Here is a 16,510-nt window from a genome sequence, read left to right as displayed (position 1 = left end):
GGCTGGGTTACGGCACGTCACTATTCTTCCGTTGTCGTGTGATCACTCCCTGACGCACGCTTTTACTCTTGAGGAAGAATCATGGCTAACTTTCCCGTTCATACGCTCGAATCCGCACCGGACGATTCCAAGCCTGCACTTAAAGGACTCGCCGAGGCATTCGGCATGCTCCCCAACATCGCCGGCGCGATGGCCGGCTCGCCCAAGCTGATCAACGGCCTGGTCGGTGTATTCCAGCAAGTTCACGGCGGCAGCTTTACGGAGGCACAGATCCAGACCTTGCTGCTGACGAACGCCGTCACCAACGGCAGCACCTGGCCGGTCGCCTTCCACTCCTTCCTTGCGCTCAAGGAAGGTCTCAGCGAGGCGGACGTTCAGGCAATCCGCGCGCGTCGCTTGCCGCAGGACCCCAAGCTTGCCGCGCTTTCGCACCTCGCGCGCACGCTGATCGACAAGCGTGGTCGTCTCGACGATCAAGATGTGGCTTCGTTCACGGCGGCAGGTTTCGACCAGGCGCTGGTGCTCGAAGTCATCCTGGTCGTCGCCGCATCGACCATGACGAACTATGCGGGCAGCGTCGCAAACCCGCCGCTCGAAGAACTTTTCAAAGCGTACGCTTGGCAGGCATAAGGCGGCGGGTTTGAATCCGTACGCCCAACGTGAAATGTTCCACCCGCGTCGCCGGCGCCTGCTGGATTTGGCGCCGGCCAACGAGGGGTTAGCGCATGCCGCCCGAGGCAAGCAGATGCTCACCGGTCAACCAGCGCGCGTCGTCCGACGCGAGGAATACGGCGATGTCACCGATGTCCTCCGGCTGGCCGGCGCGGCCGAGCGGTGTTCTCGCGATGAAGCTCGCCTCCAAGTCCGAGCCCGCTACGCCGGCGCTATGCGTGCCCTCAGTCTCGACATATCCCGGATTAATCGCGTTGACACGGATCTTGCGCGGCCCCAGCTCAAGCGCGAGTACGCCGGTAATCGCATCGACGGCGCCTTTCGTGCCCGAGTAGATCGCAGTAGCAGGCGGCGTAATTCGCGTTGCACCAGAACTGATGTTGATGATGCTCGCGCCTTCGCCGAGGTGCTTGACTGCTGCTTGTGTCACCAGCAGCAGGCCAAGAACGTTGATGTTGAACTGATGATGGAACTGCTGTTCCGTGATCTCTTCGATCGTCCCGAATTGGTAGACGCCCGAATTATTGACCACGATATCCAGACGACCGAATTGATCGATCGCGGCCTGCACGAGTCTTGCGGCATCTGCCGCGTTCGACACATCTCCGCCCGCTGTCACAGCCTTGCCGCCTGCCTCCTTGATCGCCTCGACCACCGCTTCCGCGCCGGATTGGCTGCTTGCGTACGTGACGACCACCGCAGCGCCCTGCGCGGCAAGCGCTTTGGCGATTGCCGCGCCAATACCTTTAGATGCACCCGTGACGAGCGCGACTTTCCCTTCAAGCTTAGCCATGAATTCCTCGCAAATGGTTTTACCAACGGGGGTATCGAATCCAGGTGAACACCCGCGACGAACTCTCAATGTAGTTGTGGCGCGCTCGACGAAAAAGTGTCGCCAGCCGAATGGACCTGCCGCATTAGACGAACAATGGCCGCTGGGTAACTTCCAGCTCCGGCCAGCAGAGGAGGTTCGGGACGGTCGCTCATTTCAAGGCGACCATGCGTTTCTGACTTCGAGGGGATAGATTCGGATGCCGCGTAAAGGTGCGCTTCGTGCTCATAGTTTTAGGCAAGAAAATCAGTGAATTTCGCCTTACTTGGCCCAGTTCGTCAGACTAGTATTCACTCTCCAATCCGATTTCGGATTACGACGAACTCTTCGCCCCCATCCGCAAAGCGCGTGAGGACAAAAGCGGCAAACAATTGGGAGATCCCAAGAAAGCCGCGCGCGCGATGCTCGCCGCTATTGCTGCGGATCGTCCGCTCGCGCATCTTTTAACGGCTTCCATTCCCGCCTGAGAAGCCCATATACCCACGAATCCGACACCTCGCCATTCACGATGCAGTCTTCGCGCAGCGTGCCTTCGCGGACAAACCGGAGCTTCTCCAGCACGCGGCTCGATGCCGTGTTGCGCGTGTCGGTCTCGGCCTGAACGCGGTTCAGGTCCAGCGTGTCGAAGGCCCACTGCAACAAAGCGCCTGCCGCTTCGGTGGCGAAACCTTGGCCCCATGCCGCGTCATCGAGGCAGTAGCCCATCTTCGCGCTTCGATAGCCCAGGTCCCATTTGATCAAGCAGCACCAGCCGATGAACATGCCGTCGGCGGCACGCTCGATGGCGAGCCGCGCGCCGGTGCCTTCCTGCTCGATCTGCCCGCAAACGGAGATAAAGCGCTCGGCTTGCGCGCGCGTCTTCCAGGGCGGCGCGTCCCAATATCGCAACACGCGTGGGCTGCTCTGCAGCGCGAAGATGGCGTCCGTATCGGCTTCCGTGAAAGGGCGCAATAGCAGGCGGGCGGTGTGCAGTGTCGGGGTCGGCAAGGACATGGCGCGTGTCGGGTTTGGCATTGAGGACGTTGGAATGATCGGCAGGATGATACGCAGACGTTCCCATTCCTGCCGGCTGTCTGCCGGCCGAACGGCCTCAGATTGGGATCAGAACCCGCTAGGGTTAACACCTAAAATAGAAATTCACCTTTGTGAGCAGGATGCTTAATTAAGAGCGGTCGATTCCCTAGACTTGGTATCACCTGCTACGGACAGCCGTTCGCAGCGAAGCCAAGACTGGAGGTTCACCATGAAATCGCTCATTCAAGCCATTGCCGTTGCCGCGGTACTCAGCGTCCCGGCCGTTTCATTTGCTCAGTCGGACGCCAGCGTCCCCGCGAACAACAACGCCGCTGTATCAGCCTACGGTGGTGTGGCCGATGACACGTCGGCGTCGGGGTCACATCATCCGATTCAAGCACTGGATCATTCGATTCACTCGATGGGACATGCGATCCGTTCGTCGATTCGCCCCGACCCCGATGACGGCATGAAACCGATCTACTTTGGTGCGCATTGAGCCCCAACGTTTCCCCGCCGTTGTCGGCCCGGCCGGGGAGCGCGAGCGCTGCCCTGAAGATCGAGGCTCGATGTCTATGCCTCGGTCTTCTTGTAATAAAGGATTCCTAATCAATATCGGTCAACATTGCATCGTCACAACACCGCGCCTTCCCTAAAACGCAATACCCGTGCGGCCTAAAGGTCCAGCCTTGACGCTGCGCGCGCCGTCGGCGCGGCAATGCAGATGGCGTATCGCCCGAGCGCCGGGGACCATGCCGGCGTGGATCAGAAACGGTCGGCTTCGTCATGTTAGGATCGTCAACTTCCACACATCGTTACTGGGTTACGTCGCCGATCCCGAAGGTAATCAGCATGCCCATCAATTATCTTCGCGGTTTCACGAAGGCCGAGCGTACCGACGTCACGAATCGCCGCCTGGGGCGGTCGCTCGTCGTCCCCATCGTCGACGATATGCTGGCTTATCGCCGCTAGCCGAAACGCTAGGCTGCAACACCGGCTTCGAAGATATCTCGCAGCCACTGCGCGAAGACTCTGACCCGTGATGAAAGCTGTCGGTTGTGCGGATACAGCACCGACACGGGCATCGGCGGCGGCGGGAAGGCGGCGAGGACAACCTTCAATGTTCCGGCAGACAATTCGCCCGCCACGCGGTATCGGGGTACCTGGACCATGCCGAGACCCGCGACGGCAGCGCCCGTGTACAGATCCGCCCCCGTGACCGAGACGATCGACGCGAGCTGCATCTCGATCACTTCTTCGTCGACCATAAACTCCATCGGCAGTGCCCGGCCTGATCCGCTCGAGATGTAGTTCACCGCGCGATGGGCCTCCAGTGACTGCAGCGTTTCAGGTTCGCCGAATTGCGCGAGATAGGCGGGACTGGCGACGGTGACCTGTTCCATCGAAGCGACGCGCCGTCCGACCAGCGACGAGTCCTGCAACGTGCCGGCCCGCAGCACGCAGTCGATCCCCTCGCGCACCAGATCGACCAGCCGGTCGTCTTCGCCGATATGCAGCTCGATGCCGGGATACCGCGCGAGGAAAGCCGGCAAGGCGGGCACGACAAAGTTCTTCGCCAGCGTCCCCTGCAGATTGACGCGCAAGAGTCCCTTCGGGGCGACGTTGTGAAACGAGCCCTCCGCTTCCTCCATATCGGCCACGAGGCGCACGCAGCGGCGATAGAACGCTTCGCCGTCATGGGTCAGGCGCACCGTGCGCGTGGTGCGCTCCAGCAAGCGCGCGCCGAGCCGCTCCTCCATCCGCTTCATCAGATTCGTGACGGTGGCACGGGGAATCTGCAGATCGTCTGCCGCACGGGTAAAGCTGCCGCGCTCGGCGATTCGGATGAACACCTGCATCTCTTGGAAACGGTCCATGTCGGCTCGATGCAGTCTATTGTTAAAGTGAATGGAATAATGATAGCAGGTCGAGGGTAATTATCTTTGTCATCGAATGGTCGAGACTTCGTTTCACCGACTCACGACCTGAATCACCGACAAGGAGCCCATCATGACCCTCACCCAAAACAGCCAGGTTGCCATCGTGACGGGCGCATCGCGCGGGATCGGCGCCGAGGTTGCACGGCGTCTCGCCAGCGATGGATTTGCCGTTGCCGTCAACTACGCGTCGAGCTCGATGGAAGCCGTCGCGCTGGTCGCCGAGCTTTCCGCGCAAGGTACGAAGGCGATTGCGGTCAAGGCCAACGTCGCCGACGCCGGCGAAGTCCGCGCGATGTTCGAAACGACCGAACAGCAGCTCGGCAAGATCGACGTGCTGGTGAACAACGCCGGCGTGCTGAAAACGGTGCCGCTTGCCGATACGTCCGACGCGCTGTACGACCAGAACTTCGACATCAACGTGCGCGGGACTTTCAACACGCTGCGTGAAGCCGCCGCCCGGATGAACGAAGGCGGCCGCATCGTCAACTTCTCGAGCACCACGCTCGCGCTGAACATGCCGGGCTACGCGGTCTACAACGCGACCAAAGCGGCCGTCGAGGCCTTTACCCACGTCTTCGCGAAGGAGTTGCGCGGTCGCCGCATCACGGTGAACGCCGTTGCGCCGGGTCCGATCGCGACGTCGCTGTTTCTCGACGGCAAGACCGAAGAGCAGATCAAAACCTTTGCGAACATGCCGCCGCTGCAACGCCTCGGACAGCCTGAGGACATCGCCGCCGTGGTCTCGTTCCTCGCCAGTGCCGACGCCGGCTGGGTCAATGGCCAGGTCTTGCGTGCGAATGGCGGCTTGGCCTGACGCTGAAGCCTCCCTTCACGGGCCGACGCGCTGGCTACTGCCTGCCAGCAGCTCGACGACGAAGTCGAGAAAAGCCCTCGTCTTCGCCGGCACATGATGCCGCGATGGGTAGTACGCGTATAAGGGATACCGCTCGTCTGCCCATTCGGGAAAGAGATTGATCAAGCGGCCGTCGGCAATCAGAGGCTCGGCACCGAGAAGGAGCATCTGCGCAATTCCGGAGCCGGCGAGGCATGCGTTCAGAAGCGCACCGGGATCGTTGACGGTGAGGCGCCCCCGGGTGTCGACCACCACGCGCTTTCGCTTGCGATGGAATTCCCAGGGGAACGGCTTGCCCGTCTCCGGGTTGCGAAATTCGAGGCATCGGTGGCTTCGGCCTTCGAGGTCCTCGGGTTTTGCTGGCCGTCCCCAACGCGCGAGATAGGAGGGCGCAGCAACCGTAACAACGCCGGAATCGAGCAGCTTTCGCGCAATCAGGGTGGAGGCTTTGGGCTCTCCGAATCGCACGGCGAGGTCGAAGCCGTCCATGACGAGATCGCCAAGATGGTCTCGCGCGATGAACTCGATTTCGAGGTCGGGGTGCGCGTCCATGAACGCATCGAGCCGTGGCCCGAGGATGGTCCGGTAGACGACGGGATCCAGATTGATTCTCAGCTTGCCGCGCACAGCCGACGCGCCGCCTGCCGCCGCAGCGGCGGCTTCTTCCAGCCCGGCGAGGTGCGGCATGACCTGCTCGTAAAAGCGGCGGCCTTCTTCCGTCAGCGCGACGGAGCGCGTCGTGCGGTTGAAGAGACGGATCTTCAACCGCTTTTCCAACCTCGCAATCGCCCGGCTCACGCCCGGCGGCGACATTCCGATCACTTCCGAAGCGGCCGCAAACGTCCCTGCATCGACTACGGCGGCGAACACGCTAATGCTGCCGGACAGCTTCTCGCTACTGGATCTCATGGTCGCGCGGGTGAATACGACTGACGAGTGACGGGTTGAAATCGATCGATTGAAGGCCAACGCAGCATCGCTCCACTCAAAAGCCGCACTGGCCACTCACGCCCAGCATGCCTCATTGGTGACTCGTTGTCACTTATCTAATGCCATCCATGTCATTTTGTTTCGATTGGCGCTTGTCCAGAATGCCTCTCACCGAGACATTCCGTCCCGCCGATCGAAAGGAGATTGCCATGCATAGCCGTATTTTCATCGTTGCCATCGCGGCCGCCATTTAGGAACGGAAAATGACAGTTCAACTGAATCGTCGCCGCCTCCTGAAAGGCACGTCGAGCCTGCTGGCCGTCGCGACGCTTGGCGCTTTCGCAAGCCGCAATGCGCAGGCAGCACCGCAGCGTGCGCCGGGAGACGCTGCGCTCATCCGGCACCCCGCCCACGCGTCGATCGATCAATGCCTGCAACGGGCAGTCGACGACGGGACGGTGGCCGGTGTCGTCGCCATGGGTGCAACACAACGCGGGCTCGTATACGAGGGAGCGCGTGGCCAGGCGAATGTTCACACTCGCGAAGCCATCAGCCCTGACACGATCTTCTGGCTTCTGTCGATGACAAAGGCGATTACCGCAACCGCGTGCATGCAGCTCATCGAGCAGGGCAGGCTGCGATTGGATCAGCCGGCGGGCGAGATCCTGCCGCAGTTGAAGTCGCCCCAAATCCTCGACGGGTTCGATAGCTCAGGACAGCCGAAGCTGCGTCCTGCGCGAAACGCGATCACGGTGCGTCATCTGCTGACGCATACCTCCGGCTTCACGTACAGCATCTGGAGCGACAGGCTCAGTCAGTACGAGAAGGTGACGGGCATGCCTGACATCGGCTACTCGATGAACGGCGCATTCACGGCGCCGCTCGAGTTCGAGCCCGGGGAACGCTGGGAGTACGGCATCAGCATGGACTGGGTCGGCAAGCTGGTCGAGGCCGTGACCGACCAGTCGCTGGAGGTCTACTTCCGCGAGCAGATCTTCGAGCCGCTAGGCATGCGCAACACGGGCTTCCTCATCGGCAGTGCGCAGAAGCAGCGCGTCGCGACCATGCACAGGCGACAGGCCGACGGCTCACTGGTGCCCGAGCCGTTCGAGATCAACCAGCGTCCCGAATTCTTCATGGGCGGTGGTGGACTGTTCAGCACGCCGCGCGACTACATGGCGTTCCTGCAGATGTTGTTGAACGGCGGGACATATCGCGGCGAGCGCGTGCTGCGTGCCGATACCGTCGCGACGATGTTTCGCAATCACATCGGCGACTTGCAGGTCACGGAAATGAAGACGGCGCAACCGTCATGGTCGAACAGCTTCGATCAGTTTCCAGGCGCGGCGCACGAGTGGGGGCTGTCGTTCGACATCAATACCCAGCCCGGACCGCACGGACGCAGCGCGGGCAGCGCGAGCTGGGCCGGACTGCTGAACACGTACTTCTGGGTGGATCCGGTCAAGCGCGTCGCTGGATCGCTGTTTACGCAGATGCTGCCCTTCTACGACAACCGCGTCGTGAATCTCTACGGGCAATTCGAGCATGCGCTTTACGACGGTCTGCAGCGCGCCTGAATGTCCGGGAGCCGCTGATTCGAGGCGGCGCCACTCTATCTATTCATGCAAGGAGAACGAGCAATGTATGCAATCACAGGAATTACAGGCAAGGTCGGCGGCACATTGGCCCGTCGGCTTCTGGCGGCAGGTCAACCGGTGCGTGCGGTCGTGCGCGACGTCGCACGGGCAAGTGCGTGGGCAGAGCGAGGCTGCGAACTTGCGACGGCCCGGATGGAAGACGCCGCGTCGCTTGCCGCCGCGTTTGAAGGCACGAAGGGCGTTTTTATCCTGCCGCCTTCAGAGTTCGATCCTGCGCCGGGGTTTCCCGAGGCGCGGGCGGTGATCGACGCCGTGTCCACGGCCCTTCTGAAGGCGCGGCCCGACAAGGTGGTGTGCCTGTCAACGATCGGCGCACAGGCCCGCGAGAGCAATCTGCTCACTCAACGCACGCTGATGGAGCAGGCGTTGAGCGAGATGCCGATGCCGGTGACGTTTCTGCGACCCGGCTGGTTCATGGAAAACGCCGCGTGGGATATCGCGTCAGCACGTGACGATGGCGTGATTGCCAGTTACCTGCAGCCGCTCGACAAACCCGTACCGATGGTCGCCACCGCCGACGTAGGGCGCGTCGCGGCCGACCTGCTTCAGCAGACGTGGAGCGGCGTGCGCATCGTCGAGCTCGAAGGTCCGCGCCGAGTGAGTCCCAACGACTTGGCGTCGGCCTTTGCTCGCGTGCTCGAGCGTCCGGTACGCGCCGAGGTTGTCGACAGGCAGACCTGGGAAGCGCTGTTCCGCTCGCAGGGCATGAAGCATCCGGTGCCACGCATGCGCATGCTGGACGGATTCAACGAAGGCTGGATCGATTTCGAAAGGAATCCTGAAGAAGTCATCCGCGGTCAGGTGGAGCTGGACACGGTTCTGGACGAGCTTGTGTCGCGTCCGGTCTGAGACTGGTCGCAATGGCGCTCGGCACCGGCCGGGCGCCATTTGTGTTACTTCAAGTCGAATGGCTGGTAGCGATGTGCTGGCTGTGGTGAACCTTCGCGCTCACCCGCGCGTGCGAGTGTGAACGCGCGTGATCCGTGTGAGCGGCATGAAGACTTTTATGGCTGGATAGCGAGTCGGCACGGTCCGCCTGCGTGTCCGATCGATCCGCCGCGCGGGCAAGGCCGGCATCGCGGTCGCCTGAATTAAAGCCATTGGAATTGCCGAGTCCCTTACTGCTCATGTGGCCGGCGGACATGCCACCCGCATTGCCACCCAGACCACCGTGTCCGGCCCCAGCGCTGCTTCCCGCTCCGCCGTTTCCACCGCCTCCCCCGTTTCCGCCTCCGTTACCACCCGCTGCCGCAAAGGCTGACACGGAGGCAAGCGCCACGAGGCCGGCGGCAATCCATTGCACTGTTTTCATATTCGCTCCCCCAAAGTCCACTTAAGTGCGTCGATTGTACGAACGGCGCGCGCCGGCAACAGTGAACACTTGTAATCAACTGTAAATGGCGTGGTCCCGTAGCCACGGATGCCTACGCGATGGTTGACGACCGAGTCGAATGCAGAAACTGCTCGACAAACGCCTGGGTGATGGGGGGCAAGGTTCTGCCGCGCTTTTTGATCAACGCGATGGGGCGAACAAACGCTGCGCCCCCGATGGATCGGGCGACAAGATCGGGTTCCGCGAGCACTTCGCGTGCCGTCGCCGGCAGGATGGTGAGGCCGAGGCCGCCGCGCACCATCGCGACCGCCGTCATCATATAAGTCGGCTCGCAGGCGATCTCCGGTACGCAGCCGGCGTCTTCGAGCGCGGCATCGACCACGCTGCGAACGCTCGTGCCTGGCGCCGTCAGCACGAGCGGCGAGCGCGCGACCTCACTGATGGACACACGCCGCTTGCGCGCGAGCGCGTGCGTTTTCGGGCACACGACCACCAGCCGGTCGGCGCCTTCATACAGGACTTCAAGCGAGGCGTCGAACGCATCGCCGCCTGTCAGGCCGATATCGGCTTCTTCGTTGCGCACGAGCGTATTCACGGTATTCGCGACCACGTCGCGAATCTGAAAGGCCGCCTGCGGCACGCGCTTTCTGAACGCCTGGATCAGATCGGGTAGCGCGCTCGCCGCGAAGGTCGGCAGGCACGCGAGCCGCACGGTTCCGCTCGTTCCGTCGCCGAGCGCGCGGGCGTCGCGCAGCACGCGCTCCATATCGTCAAGCGAGCGTTGCAGCAGCGGCAGCAACTCGCGGCCCGTTTGCGTGAGCGCCACGCTGCGGCTGTTGCGGTCGAACAGGCGCGCGCCGACGGTTTCTTCGAGCCGCCGTATCTGCACCGTCAGCGCCGGTTGCGACAGATGCAGCCGCGAGGCGGCCTGCGTGAAACTGCCCGCTATTGCCACCGTGACGAATGCACGGATTTCCCGCAGATTCAGATCCATAACCGTTCGTGATTGCTGTGATCAGATCATTTCAATTGTGTTATTGCTGGATCGAACTTACGCTGGAAACCATTCAATGACAAGACTGGAGACACGACCATGCTGCCGTTACTGGGGCTCGTCACGATTGCCGTTCTGCTCGGCGCCATTCTCTCGAAGCGCATGTCGCCGCTCGTCGCGCTGATCATCGTGCCGATTGCGGCATCGTTGCTTGGCGGCTTCGGTTTGCAGACCAGCAAGTTCGTCGTCGACGGGCTGAAGAGTCTTGCGCCCGTGGTCGGCATGTTCGTGTTCGCAATCCTGTACTTCGGCACGATCACCGACGCGGGCACGCTCGATCCCATCATCGACCGCATTCTTCGCGCAGTCGGCACGCGGCCGACGCGCATCGTGATGGGCACGACGCTGCTCGCGCTGCTGATCCATCTCGATGGCTCAGGCGCGGTGTGCTTTCTCGTCACGATTCCAGCGATGCTGCCGCTCTATGAGCGCTTGCAAATGGACAAGCGTGTGCTGGCAGCGGCTGTCTCGCTGGCGGCGGGCATCAACTTCCTGCCGTGGACGGGGCCGATGATCCGCGCGTCCGCATCGCTGCATCTGCCCGTATCCGCGCTGTTCAATCCGCTGATTCCGGTGCAAGCGATCGGCCTGGTGTTCGTGTTCGGCGCGGCGTACTGGCTCGGGCGGCGCGAAGAAAAGCGCCTCGGCATATCGAATGCGGACGGCGCCATACCGATGCCGAAGCGTGAGTTGACCACGGAAGAACAGGCGCTTCGACGCCCGCAGAATTTCTGGTTCAACATCGTGTTGACGGTGGTCGTGCTCGGCACGATGGTGGTCATGGGCGAGAAGATTCCGCCGGCCATCATGTTCATGGTCGGCCTGTGCATCGCGCTGATGGTGAACTACCCGAATGTCGAGATGCAGAGAAAACGCATCGACGCGCATGCACGCGCCGCGCTGATGATGGCGGGCATTCTGCTCGCGGCGGGCGTGTTCACCGGGATCATGCAAGGCAGCGGCATGCTGAAGGCGATGGCGCAGGCGGCCGTCGGCTTCGTGCCGCCCGCGATGGCGGGCCACATTCCCGTCGTGCTCGGCCTGCTGTCGATGCCGCTCAGCATGCTGTTCGACCCCGATTCGTTCTATTTCGGCGTACTGCCCGTGATTGCGGAAGTGGCCGGGCAGTTCGGCGTGCCGCCCGTCCACGTGGGGCAGGCCGCGCTGCTCGGGCAAATGACGACGGGCTTTCCCGTCAGTCCGCTGACGCCGGCGACCTTTCTCGTTGTCGGCCTGTGCGGGATCGAGTTGGCCGAGCACCAGAAGTTTACGTTTCCGCTGCTGTTCGGCGCGTCGATCGTGATGACGATTGCGTGCGTCGCGCTGGGCATTTTTTCGTTGTGAGTTTCATTCGATGGTGGTGTGGCAATGACAGCAAATCCAGGCGAGGCGCGCGAACCTCGCGAACGACGTCTCGTTAGACTCGGCGCCGGCGCGGGCTACTCCGGCGACCGTATCGAGCCCGCGGTCGAACTCGCGGAGCACGGCAAGCTCGACTATCTCGTGTTCGAATGTCTCGCTGAACGGACCATCGCGATCGCGCAGCAGGCGAAGCGCAAGGACCCGCAGCTCGGCTACGATCCGCTCCTTGAAGCGCGCATGCGCGCGGTGCTGCCCGTTGCCATGCGCAACGGCGTGCGCATCGTCTCGAACATGGGTGCGGCCAACGCCTATGCAGCGGCGCAAAAGACGGCGCAGATCGCGCGCTCGCTCGGCCTGAATGGCTTGAAGATCGCGGCTGTCAGCGGCGACGATGTGCTCGATGTCGTGCTGAAAGGCGAATTCCGTTTCGAGGAGTCCGGCGATGCGGTTGCGGCCTACCGCGAACGCATCGTGTCGGCGAACGCTTACCTGGGCGCCGCGCCCATCGTCGCGGCGCTCGATGCAGGGGCGGATATCGTGCTCACGGGCCGAGTCGCCGATCCGTCGCTGTTCACCGCGCCGCTGATTCACGAGTTCGGCTGGCGCATGGACGATTGGACGACGCTAGGGCAGGCGACCGTCGTCGGGCATCTGCTGGAGTGCGCAGGACAGGTCACGGGCGGATACTTCGCGGACCCCGGCTATAAGGACGTGCCGAATCTCGCGCGCCTCGGCTTTCCGATCGGCGAGGTGGCCGAGGACGGTTCGGTCACGATCACGAAGGTGCCGCATGCGGGCGGCCGTGTCAGTGCGGCAACGTGCAAGGAACAGCTGCTCTACGAGATTCATGATCCGAGCCGCTATCTGCAACCGGATGTCGTCGCCGACTTCACGGAGGTCGAGGTGAGGGAAGAAGCCACTGACCGCGTGTGCGTAACAGGCGGCCGCGGCACTGAACGCACGCAGACGCTGAAGGTGTCGGTGGCGTATGTCGACGGCTTCATCGGTGAAGGGCAGATTTCATATGGCGGGCCGGGCGCGGTCGCGAGAGCGCGCCTCGCGCTCGATATCGTGCGCGAACGGCTTGCTTTGACAGGTGTGGACACGAGTGAGCTGCGCTTCGATCTGATCGGCGTCGATTCGCTTTATGGCGAGACGGCAGGTGTGGAGCGCAACGAGCCATACGAAGTGCGCGTGCGCGTCGCGGGCCGCACGGCGACCGCGGAAGAAGCACTGCGCGTCGGCAACGAAGTCGAAACGCTCTATACGAACGGACCGGCGGGCGGCGGCGGTGTGACGAAGTCGACGCGCGAAGTGCTTGCGGTGCAGTCGGTATTGCTGCCGCGTGCCGATGCCAAGCCGGCATTTACCTTCGTGGAGGCGTGATATGAAGCTGCGTGACCTCGCGCATTCGCGCACGGGCGACAAGGGCAATACGCTGAACGTGTCGGTGATCTGTCACGATCCGCGTCACTATGAACATCTGCGCGCCCACTTGAGCGCCGAAAGCGTGAAGGCCTGGCTCGCGGATATCGTGCACGGCGACGTGGTGCGCTACGAACTGCCGCGACTGGCGTCGTTCAATTTCGTACTCGGCGATGCGCTGGGCGGCGGCGTCACGCGTTCGCTCGCCATCGACGCACATGGGAAATCGATTAGTTCGGTCTTGCTGGGTATTGAGGTTGCTGAACCGAACGTGCCGAGCTGACGGAGGCCCGCCGAACTGCCCGGCATCGCATTGCGCTTCTGTCACAATAGGGTTCTGCCGTTTCGCTGACGTGCCGCTGGCAAGGCACCACAACCGACCCTCTCGTACATGCGCATTTTCGGAATCAGCCTTTACGTCATCATCGCGCTCTTCTTTGCGGTGCATGCCGTGCGCAACCAGCAGAACATGTACTGGCTGCTGATCCTGTTTCTTTTCCCTGGCCTTGGCAGCTTGGTCTATTTCTTTGTCGTTTACTTGCCCGCTCTGCGCCAGTCGCGTGGGGCAATGACAGCAACGAGGGCCATCTCGCAGTTCGTCGATCCCAACCGGGCAGTGCGGGAGGCGCGCATGGATTTCGATCGCGCACCGACCGTCGCGCATCGCATGCGGCTGGGCGCAGCGCTGCTCGATGCGGGAAATGCCGCTGAAGCGTTGGAGCATTACAAAGCGGCGGCCAGCGGGCCGTTCTCATCCGATCCGGCCTTGCTTCAAGGGTTGGCGCGTGCGCAGTTTGCCACCGGCGATGTTGCGGCCACGCAGGACACGCTAGAGAAGCTGTTCGCCGTCAATCCCGTCGCCCGCCAGCAATCGGAGCCTGCCTTGCTGTATGCACGGGCCTTGGCCGCGACGGGGGCGCCAGGCACACGCGCCGCATTCGAAACGGCGCTCGCCAGCGCAAGCGATGCTGCGCCTCGTTGCCTTTACGCCGATTGGCTGACGGCGCAGCCCGGCGACGCTGACCGCCAGCGCGCACGCGATCTTTACGCCGAGATCGTGCACGATGGCAAACATTGGCCACGCCACGCCCGCGAACATAACAGCGAGTGGCTGCAACGGGCCCAAGCTGCCCTAAGCCGATAGTCGCTTAGAACCGCGTCCGAATGCCCACCGTCGCCGCGACTTGATTGCTTGTCGAAGACTGCGCCAAGCCATTGATATACGCGCCTTCGAACGCGGTACCGTCAGCGCCGTACGCGTGCTGATAGACACCCTCTAGATAGACATCCGTGCGCTTGCTGAACGAATAGTCCGCCATCAGCGTCACTTGATGCCACTTCGGGTCTGCCGAGCCGGTGCTGCCGCTAAAGGCGCCTTGAGTAAAGGTGTATGCGCCGGCGAGCGAGATCGAAGGGGTCACCGCGTAGTGCACGTTGACTTCATAGTTGTCGAAGTGCAGGCTGTCGAACGGCTGCGCGATCACGGAATTCTCGCCAGGCTGCGTGTTGTCGAACAGCGTGTGCGTCCACAGCAGGCCGACAACGGCCGGACCGTACGTGTAGTTGCCGCCCGCTCCCATGACGCGCTGCCGCGCGGCGGGGAAGCTCACGAAATCGTTGCTCGTCAGTGCCCCGCTCGAGGTCAAGCCGCCGTTGTTGAGTTGAAGGTAGGCGGCCGCCAGGTTGATCGGGCCATTGCTGTAAGTCGCGCCCACGCTATAGGCGCGATTGTTCGAGAACCCGCCGGCGGCATTGCTGAAACCGTATTGCACTTCAGCCTGCAGCCCGTTGTAGGTCGGACTCACGTACTTGGCCGAGTTGTTGATATAGAACGAATCGTCGACGTTGTCGTTGTCGAACGGATGAGCGGCCAAGTTATTGCCGTCTCCGTTGTTCGCCAGCGCGATCGCGCCAAGCTCGTCGACCACGGCGTCGTATTGGCGGCCGAGCGTCAGCGTGCCGTATTTGTCGCTCTGCAGACCGACGTAAGCCTGGCGGCCAAACATCGTGCCCGAGTACGTGGTCCGGCCGTTCTGGAGATTGAAGCCGTTTTCGAGCCGGAAGATTGCGCTCATGCCGCCGCCGAGGTCTTCACTGCCTCGCAACCCCCATACCTCGTTCGACAGCATGCTGCTTTGCTCTTGCCAAGCACTGCTGCCACCTTGGTTGTTCGTATAGACGATGCCTGCGTCGATCAAGCCATACAGTGTGACGCTGCTTTGTGCATGAGCGGTCGCAGCAAATACGGACAACACTGCCGCGCTGATAATCTTATTTTTCACTGACTGTTACTCCGGAATTGCCTTAAGAAAAGGTTCTAATTGTGAATAGGGACTCTTGCCGATTCCCCAAAAAAAGCTCGACGATTTTATGGGGCACCCCCCTGCAATTCATCAAAAAAGATGTACGCTTTCCGCAAATTTCGCGTAAAAAATGGCATCGAGTGGAGGCGGGAGGGCCGTCGCTTCGGGCGCGCGCTTAAGCTAGATGACCGCGTTCTCGCAGTCGGCCCGCAGCGCCTGCAGCGTCTCGCGAGCGTCACGCAGTCGCCCCACCAACTCCGCTGACGCAGGGGCGATCGGCATGCGCGTCTCGGCGCTGATCGGATGGTCGAGCGCGAGCATCGCCTTGATGGCGGCAGGGTTCGGGGCGGAAAACAACAGCCGCAAAATCGGGCTCAGGCGCGAAAACAGTGTCTTGGCGTCTGCTTCACGGTCCGCGTTCATCAGCGAGAGAACATCGACGAGCAGGTCCGCGCAAACATGAGCGCTCGCCAGGATCCCGCCCGCTCCGCCGGCGCTCAAGCAATCGACGAATGCATCGTCGTTGCCGCAAAGCAGGCTGATTGGCTGCCCGCCCAGTTCGCAGAAGCGGCTAGGCACGCACTCCTTGATGGCGACGATGTTCTCGTGCGCAAGCAGTGCCTTGACGGTGTCGGGCGCGATGGTGACGCCCGTCCGATGGGGCACGTCGTACAGGACGATCGAGCGCTGAGTCGCCTGCGCCACCTGCTCGAAATGCCATTGCACGCCCGCTTGATCCGGGCAAACATAAGACGGCGGGGAGACGAGGTACCCGGTGCAATTCCAGCGTTCGTAGAGCACGATCTCGCGCAGCACTTCGCGCGTGTCCGGGGCGCCGGCGCCGACCAGCACCGGCAGTTGCTCGCCGACGACATCGAAGAGCGCATGCAGAACCGAGATGCGCTCACTTAGCGAGAGCAAGGCGGCTTCACCCGTCGTGCCGAGGGCGACGAAGCCGCTGATCTCCGTGCGTAGATAGGTATCCGCGAGGTATTGCAACGCGTCGATGTCTACTTTGCCGTTGCGAAACGGCGTGATGATCGGCAACCAGATGCCTGAATACATGATGTGCGGAGCGGAATAATCCGGTGGTTTCAATACGGACTCAGCGTAGGCGACGGCGCGTAAAGGTAG

Annotated in this window: 17 protein-coding genes and 2 pseudogenes; 11 read left to right on the top strand and 8 right to left on the bottom strand. The window is 62.2% G+C overall.

Features of this window, described 5'->3' with window-relative positions:
• Positions 1-81: 81 nt before the first annotated feature.
• Positions 82-630, top strand: a complete 549-nt coding sequence (locus FAZ95_RS34880; protein ID WP_137336931.1) for a carboxymuconolactone decarboxylase family protein — start codon at positions 82-84, stop codon at positions 628-630.
• Between the two features lie 88 nt (positions 631-718).
• Here the strand turns inward: FAZ95_RS34880 and FAZ95_RS34875 are convergent, their stop codons facing one another.
• Positions 719-1,465 (bottom strand): glucose 1-dehydrogenase, encoded by a 747-nt coding sequence (locus FAZ95_RS34875; RefSeq protein WP_137336930.1) that lies wholly within the window; start codon positions 1,463-1,465, stop codon positions 719-721.
• A gap of 344 nt (positions 1,466-1,809) precedes the next feature.
• On the opposite strand from FAZ95_RS34875, the pseudogene FAZ95_RS40310 reads away from it, so the two are divergent.
• A pseudogene (locus FAZ95_RS40310) lies at positions 1,810-1,959 on the top strand (short-chain dehydrogenase/reductase); the annotation flags it as partial.
• On the opposite strand, the gene FAZ95_RS34865 reads toward FAZ95_RS40310, so the two are convergent.
• Positions 1,916-2,497: a GNAT family N-acetyltransferase gene (locus FAZ95_RS34865; RefSeq protein WP_137336929.1), complete on the bottom strand. Its 582-nt coding sequence runs from the start codon at positions 2,495-2,497 to the stop codon at positions 1,916-1,918. The pseudogene FAZ95_RS40310 and the gene FAZ95_RS34865 overlap by 44 nt on opposite strands.
• A 250-nt stretch (positions 2,498-2,747) precedes the next feature.
• Here FAZ95_RS34865 and FAZ95_RS34860 point away from each other — a divergent pair, with 250 nt between their 5' ends.
• Both FAZ95_RS34860 and FAZ95_RS40930 read left to right on the top strand, forming a co-directional pair.
• Positions 2,748-3,017: a hypothetical protein gene (locus FAZ95_RS34860; protein ID WP_137336928.1), complete on the top strand. Its 270-nt coding sequence runs from the start codon at positions 2,748-2,750 to the stop codon at positions 3,015-3,017.
• A 287-nt stretch (positions 3,018-3,304) separates the two neighbouring features.
• A pseudogene (locus FAZ95_RS40930) lies at positions 3,305-3,448 on the top strand (DUF1275 domain-containing protein); the annotation flags it as partial.
• 50 nt (positions 3,449-3,498) lie between these two features.
• On the opposite strand, the gene FAZ95_RS34850 reads toward FAZ95_RS40930, so the two are convergent.
• Positions 3,499-4,395: a LysR family transcriptional regulator gene (locus FAZ95_RS34850; RefSeq protein WP_137336927.1), complete on the bottom strand. Its 897-nt coding sequence runs from the start codon at positions 4,393-4,395 to the stop codon at positions 3,499-3,501.
• A 133-nt stretch (positions 4,396-4,528) separates the two neighbouring features.
• Here FAZ95_RS34850 and FAZ95_RS34845 point away from each other — a divergent pair, with 133 nt between their 5' ends.
• Positions 4,529-5,272, top strand: coding sequence for an SDR family oxidoreductase (locus FAZ95_RS34845; RefSeq protein WP_137336926.1), 744 nt, complete (start codon positions 4,529-4,531; stop codon positions 5,270-5,272).
• A gap of 15 nt (positions 5,273-5,287) precedes the next feature.
• Here the strand turns inward: FAZ95_RS34845 and FAZ95_RS34840 are convergent, their stop codons facing one another.
• The gene (locus FAZ95_RS34840; protein WP_137336925.1) at positions 5,288-6,220 is read right to left on the bottom strand and encodes a LysR family transcriptional regulator; all 933 of its coding nucleotides are present in this window, start codon (positions 6,218-6,220) and stop codon (positions 5,288-5,290) included.
• A gap of 284 nt (positions 6,221-6,504) precedes the next feature.
• On the opposite strand from FAZ95_RS34840, the gene FAZ95_RS34835 reads away from it, so the two are divergent.
• Together FAZ95_RS34835 and FAZ95_RS34830 are read left to right on the top strand one after the other, a co-directional pair.
• Entirely contained in the window at positions 6,505-7,818 is a 1,314-nt protein-coding gene (locus tag FAZ95_RS34835; RefSeq protein ID WP_137336924.1) for a serine hydrolase domain-containing protein, read from the top strand.
• 63 nt (positions 7,819-7,881) lie between these two features.
• Positions 7,882-8,748 (top strand): NmrA family NAD(P)-binding protein, encoded by an 867-nt coding sequence (locus FAZ95_RS34830; RefSeq protein WP_137336923.1) that lies wholly within the window; start codon positions 7,882-7,884, stop codon positions 8,746-8,748.
• Positions 8,749-8,797: 49 nt separating this feature from the next.
• On the opposite strand, the gene FAZ95_RS40305 is transcribed toward FAZ95_RS34830, so the two are convergent.
• On the bottom strand, positions 8,798-9,211 hold the full coding sequence (locus tag FAZ95_RS40305; RefSeq protein WP_437437761.1) for a hypothetical protein: 414 nt from the start codon (positions 9,209-9,211) through the stop codon (positions 8,798-8,800).
• 112 nt (positions 9,212-9,323) lie between these two features.
• Complete coding sequence (locus FAZ95_RS34820; protein WP_137336922.1) at positions 9,324-10,226, bottom strand: LysR family transcriptional regulator; 903 nt, start codon at positions 10,224-10,226, stop codon at positions 9,324-9,326.
• Positions 10,227-10,325: 99 nt separating this feature from the next.
• Here FAZ95_RS34820 and FAZ95_RS34815 point away from each other — a divergent pair, with 99 nt between their 5' ends.
• The 4 genes from FAZ95_RS34815 (at position 10,326) to FAZ95_RS34800 (ending at position 14,217) form a co-directional block, all read left to right on the top strand.
• Positions 10,326-11,630: a CitMHS family transporter gene (locus FAZ95_RS34815; protein WP_137336921.1), complete on the top strand. Its 1,305-nt coding sequence runs from the start codon at positions 10,326-10,328 to the stop codon at positions 11,628-11,630.
• Positions 11,631-11,654: 24 nt separating this feature from the next.
• On the top strand, positions 11,655-13,034 hold the full coding sequence (locus FAZ95_RS34810) for an acyclic terpene utilization AtuA family protein (protein WP_137336920.1): 1,380 nt from the start codon (positions 11,655-11,657) through the stop codon (positions 13,032-13,034).
• A gap of 1 nt (position 13,035) precedes the next feature.
• Positions 13,036-13,356 (top strand): AtuA-related protein, encoded by a 321-nt coding sequence (locus FAZ95_RS34805; protein ID WP_137336919.1) that lies wholly within the window; start codon positions 13,036-13,038, stop codon positions 13,354-13,356.
• Between the two features lie 108 nt (positions 13,357-13,464).
• Positions 13,465-14,217 carry a tetratricopeptide repeat protein gene (locus FAZ95_RS34800; RefSeq protein WP_137336918.1) on the top strand — a complete coding sequence of 251 codons (753 nt, stop codon included), beginning with the start codon at positions 13,465-13,467 and terminating at the stop codon, positions 14,215-14,217.
• Positions 14,218-14,221: 4 nt separating this feature from the next.
• Here the strand turns inward: FAZ95_RS34800 and FAZ95_RS34795 are convergent, their stop codons facing one another.
• Entirely contained in the window at positions 14,222-15,355 is a 1,134-nt protein-coding gene (locus tag FAZ95_RS34795) for a porin (protein ID WP_137336917.1), read from the bottom strand.
• Between the two features lie 201 nt (positions 15,356-15,556).
• Complete coding sequence (locus FAZ95_RS34790) at positions 15,557-16,441, bottom strand: 4-hydroxy-tetrahydrodipicolinate synthase family protein (RefSeq protein ID WP_137337747.1); 885 nt, start codon at positions 16,439-16,441, stop codon at positions 15,557-15,559.
• Between the last annotated feature and the right edge of the window lie 69 nt (positions 16,442-16,510).

Source organism: Trinickia violacea, from assembly GCF_005280735.1.
GTDB lineage: Bacteria > Pseudomonadota > Gammaproteobacteria > Burkholderiales > Burkholderiaceae > Trinickia_A > Trinickia_A violacea.
This window is presented reverse-complemented; position numbering and strand designations above follow the sequence as displayed.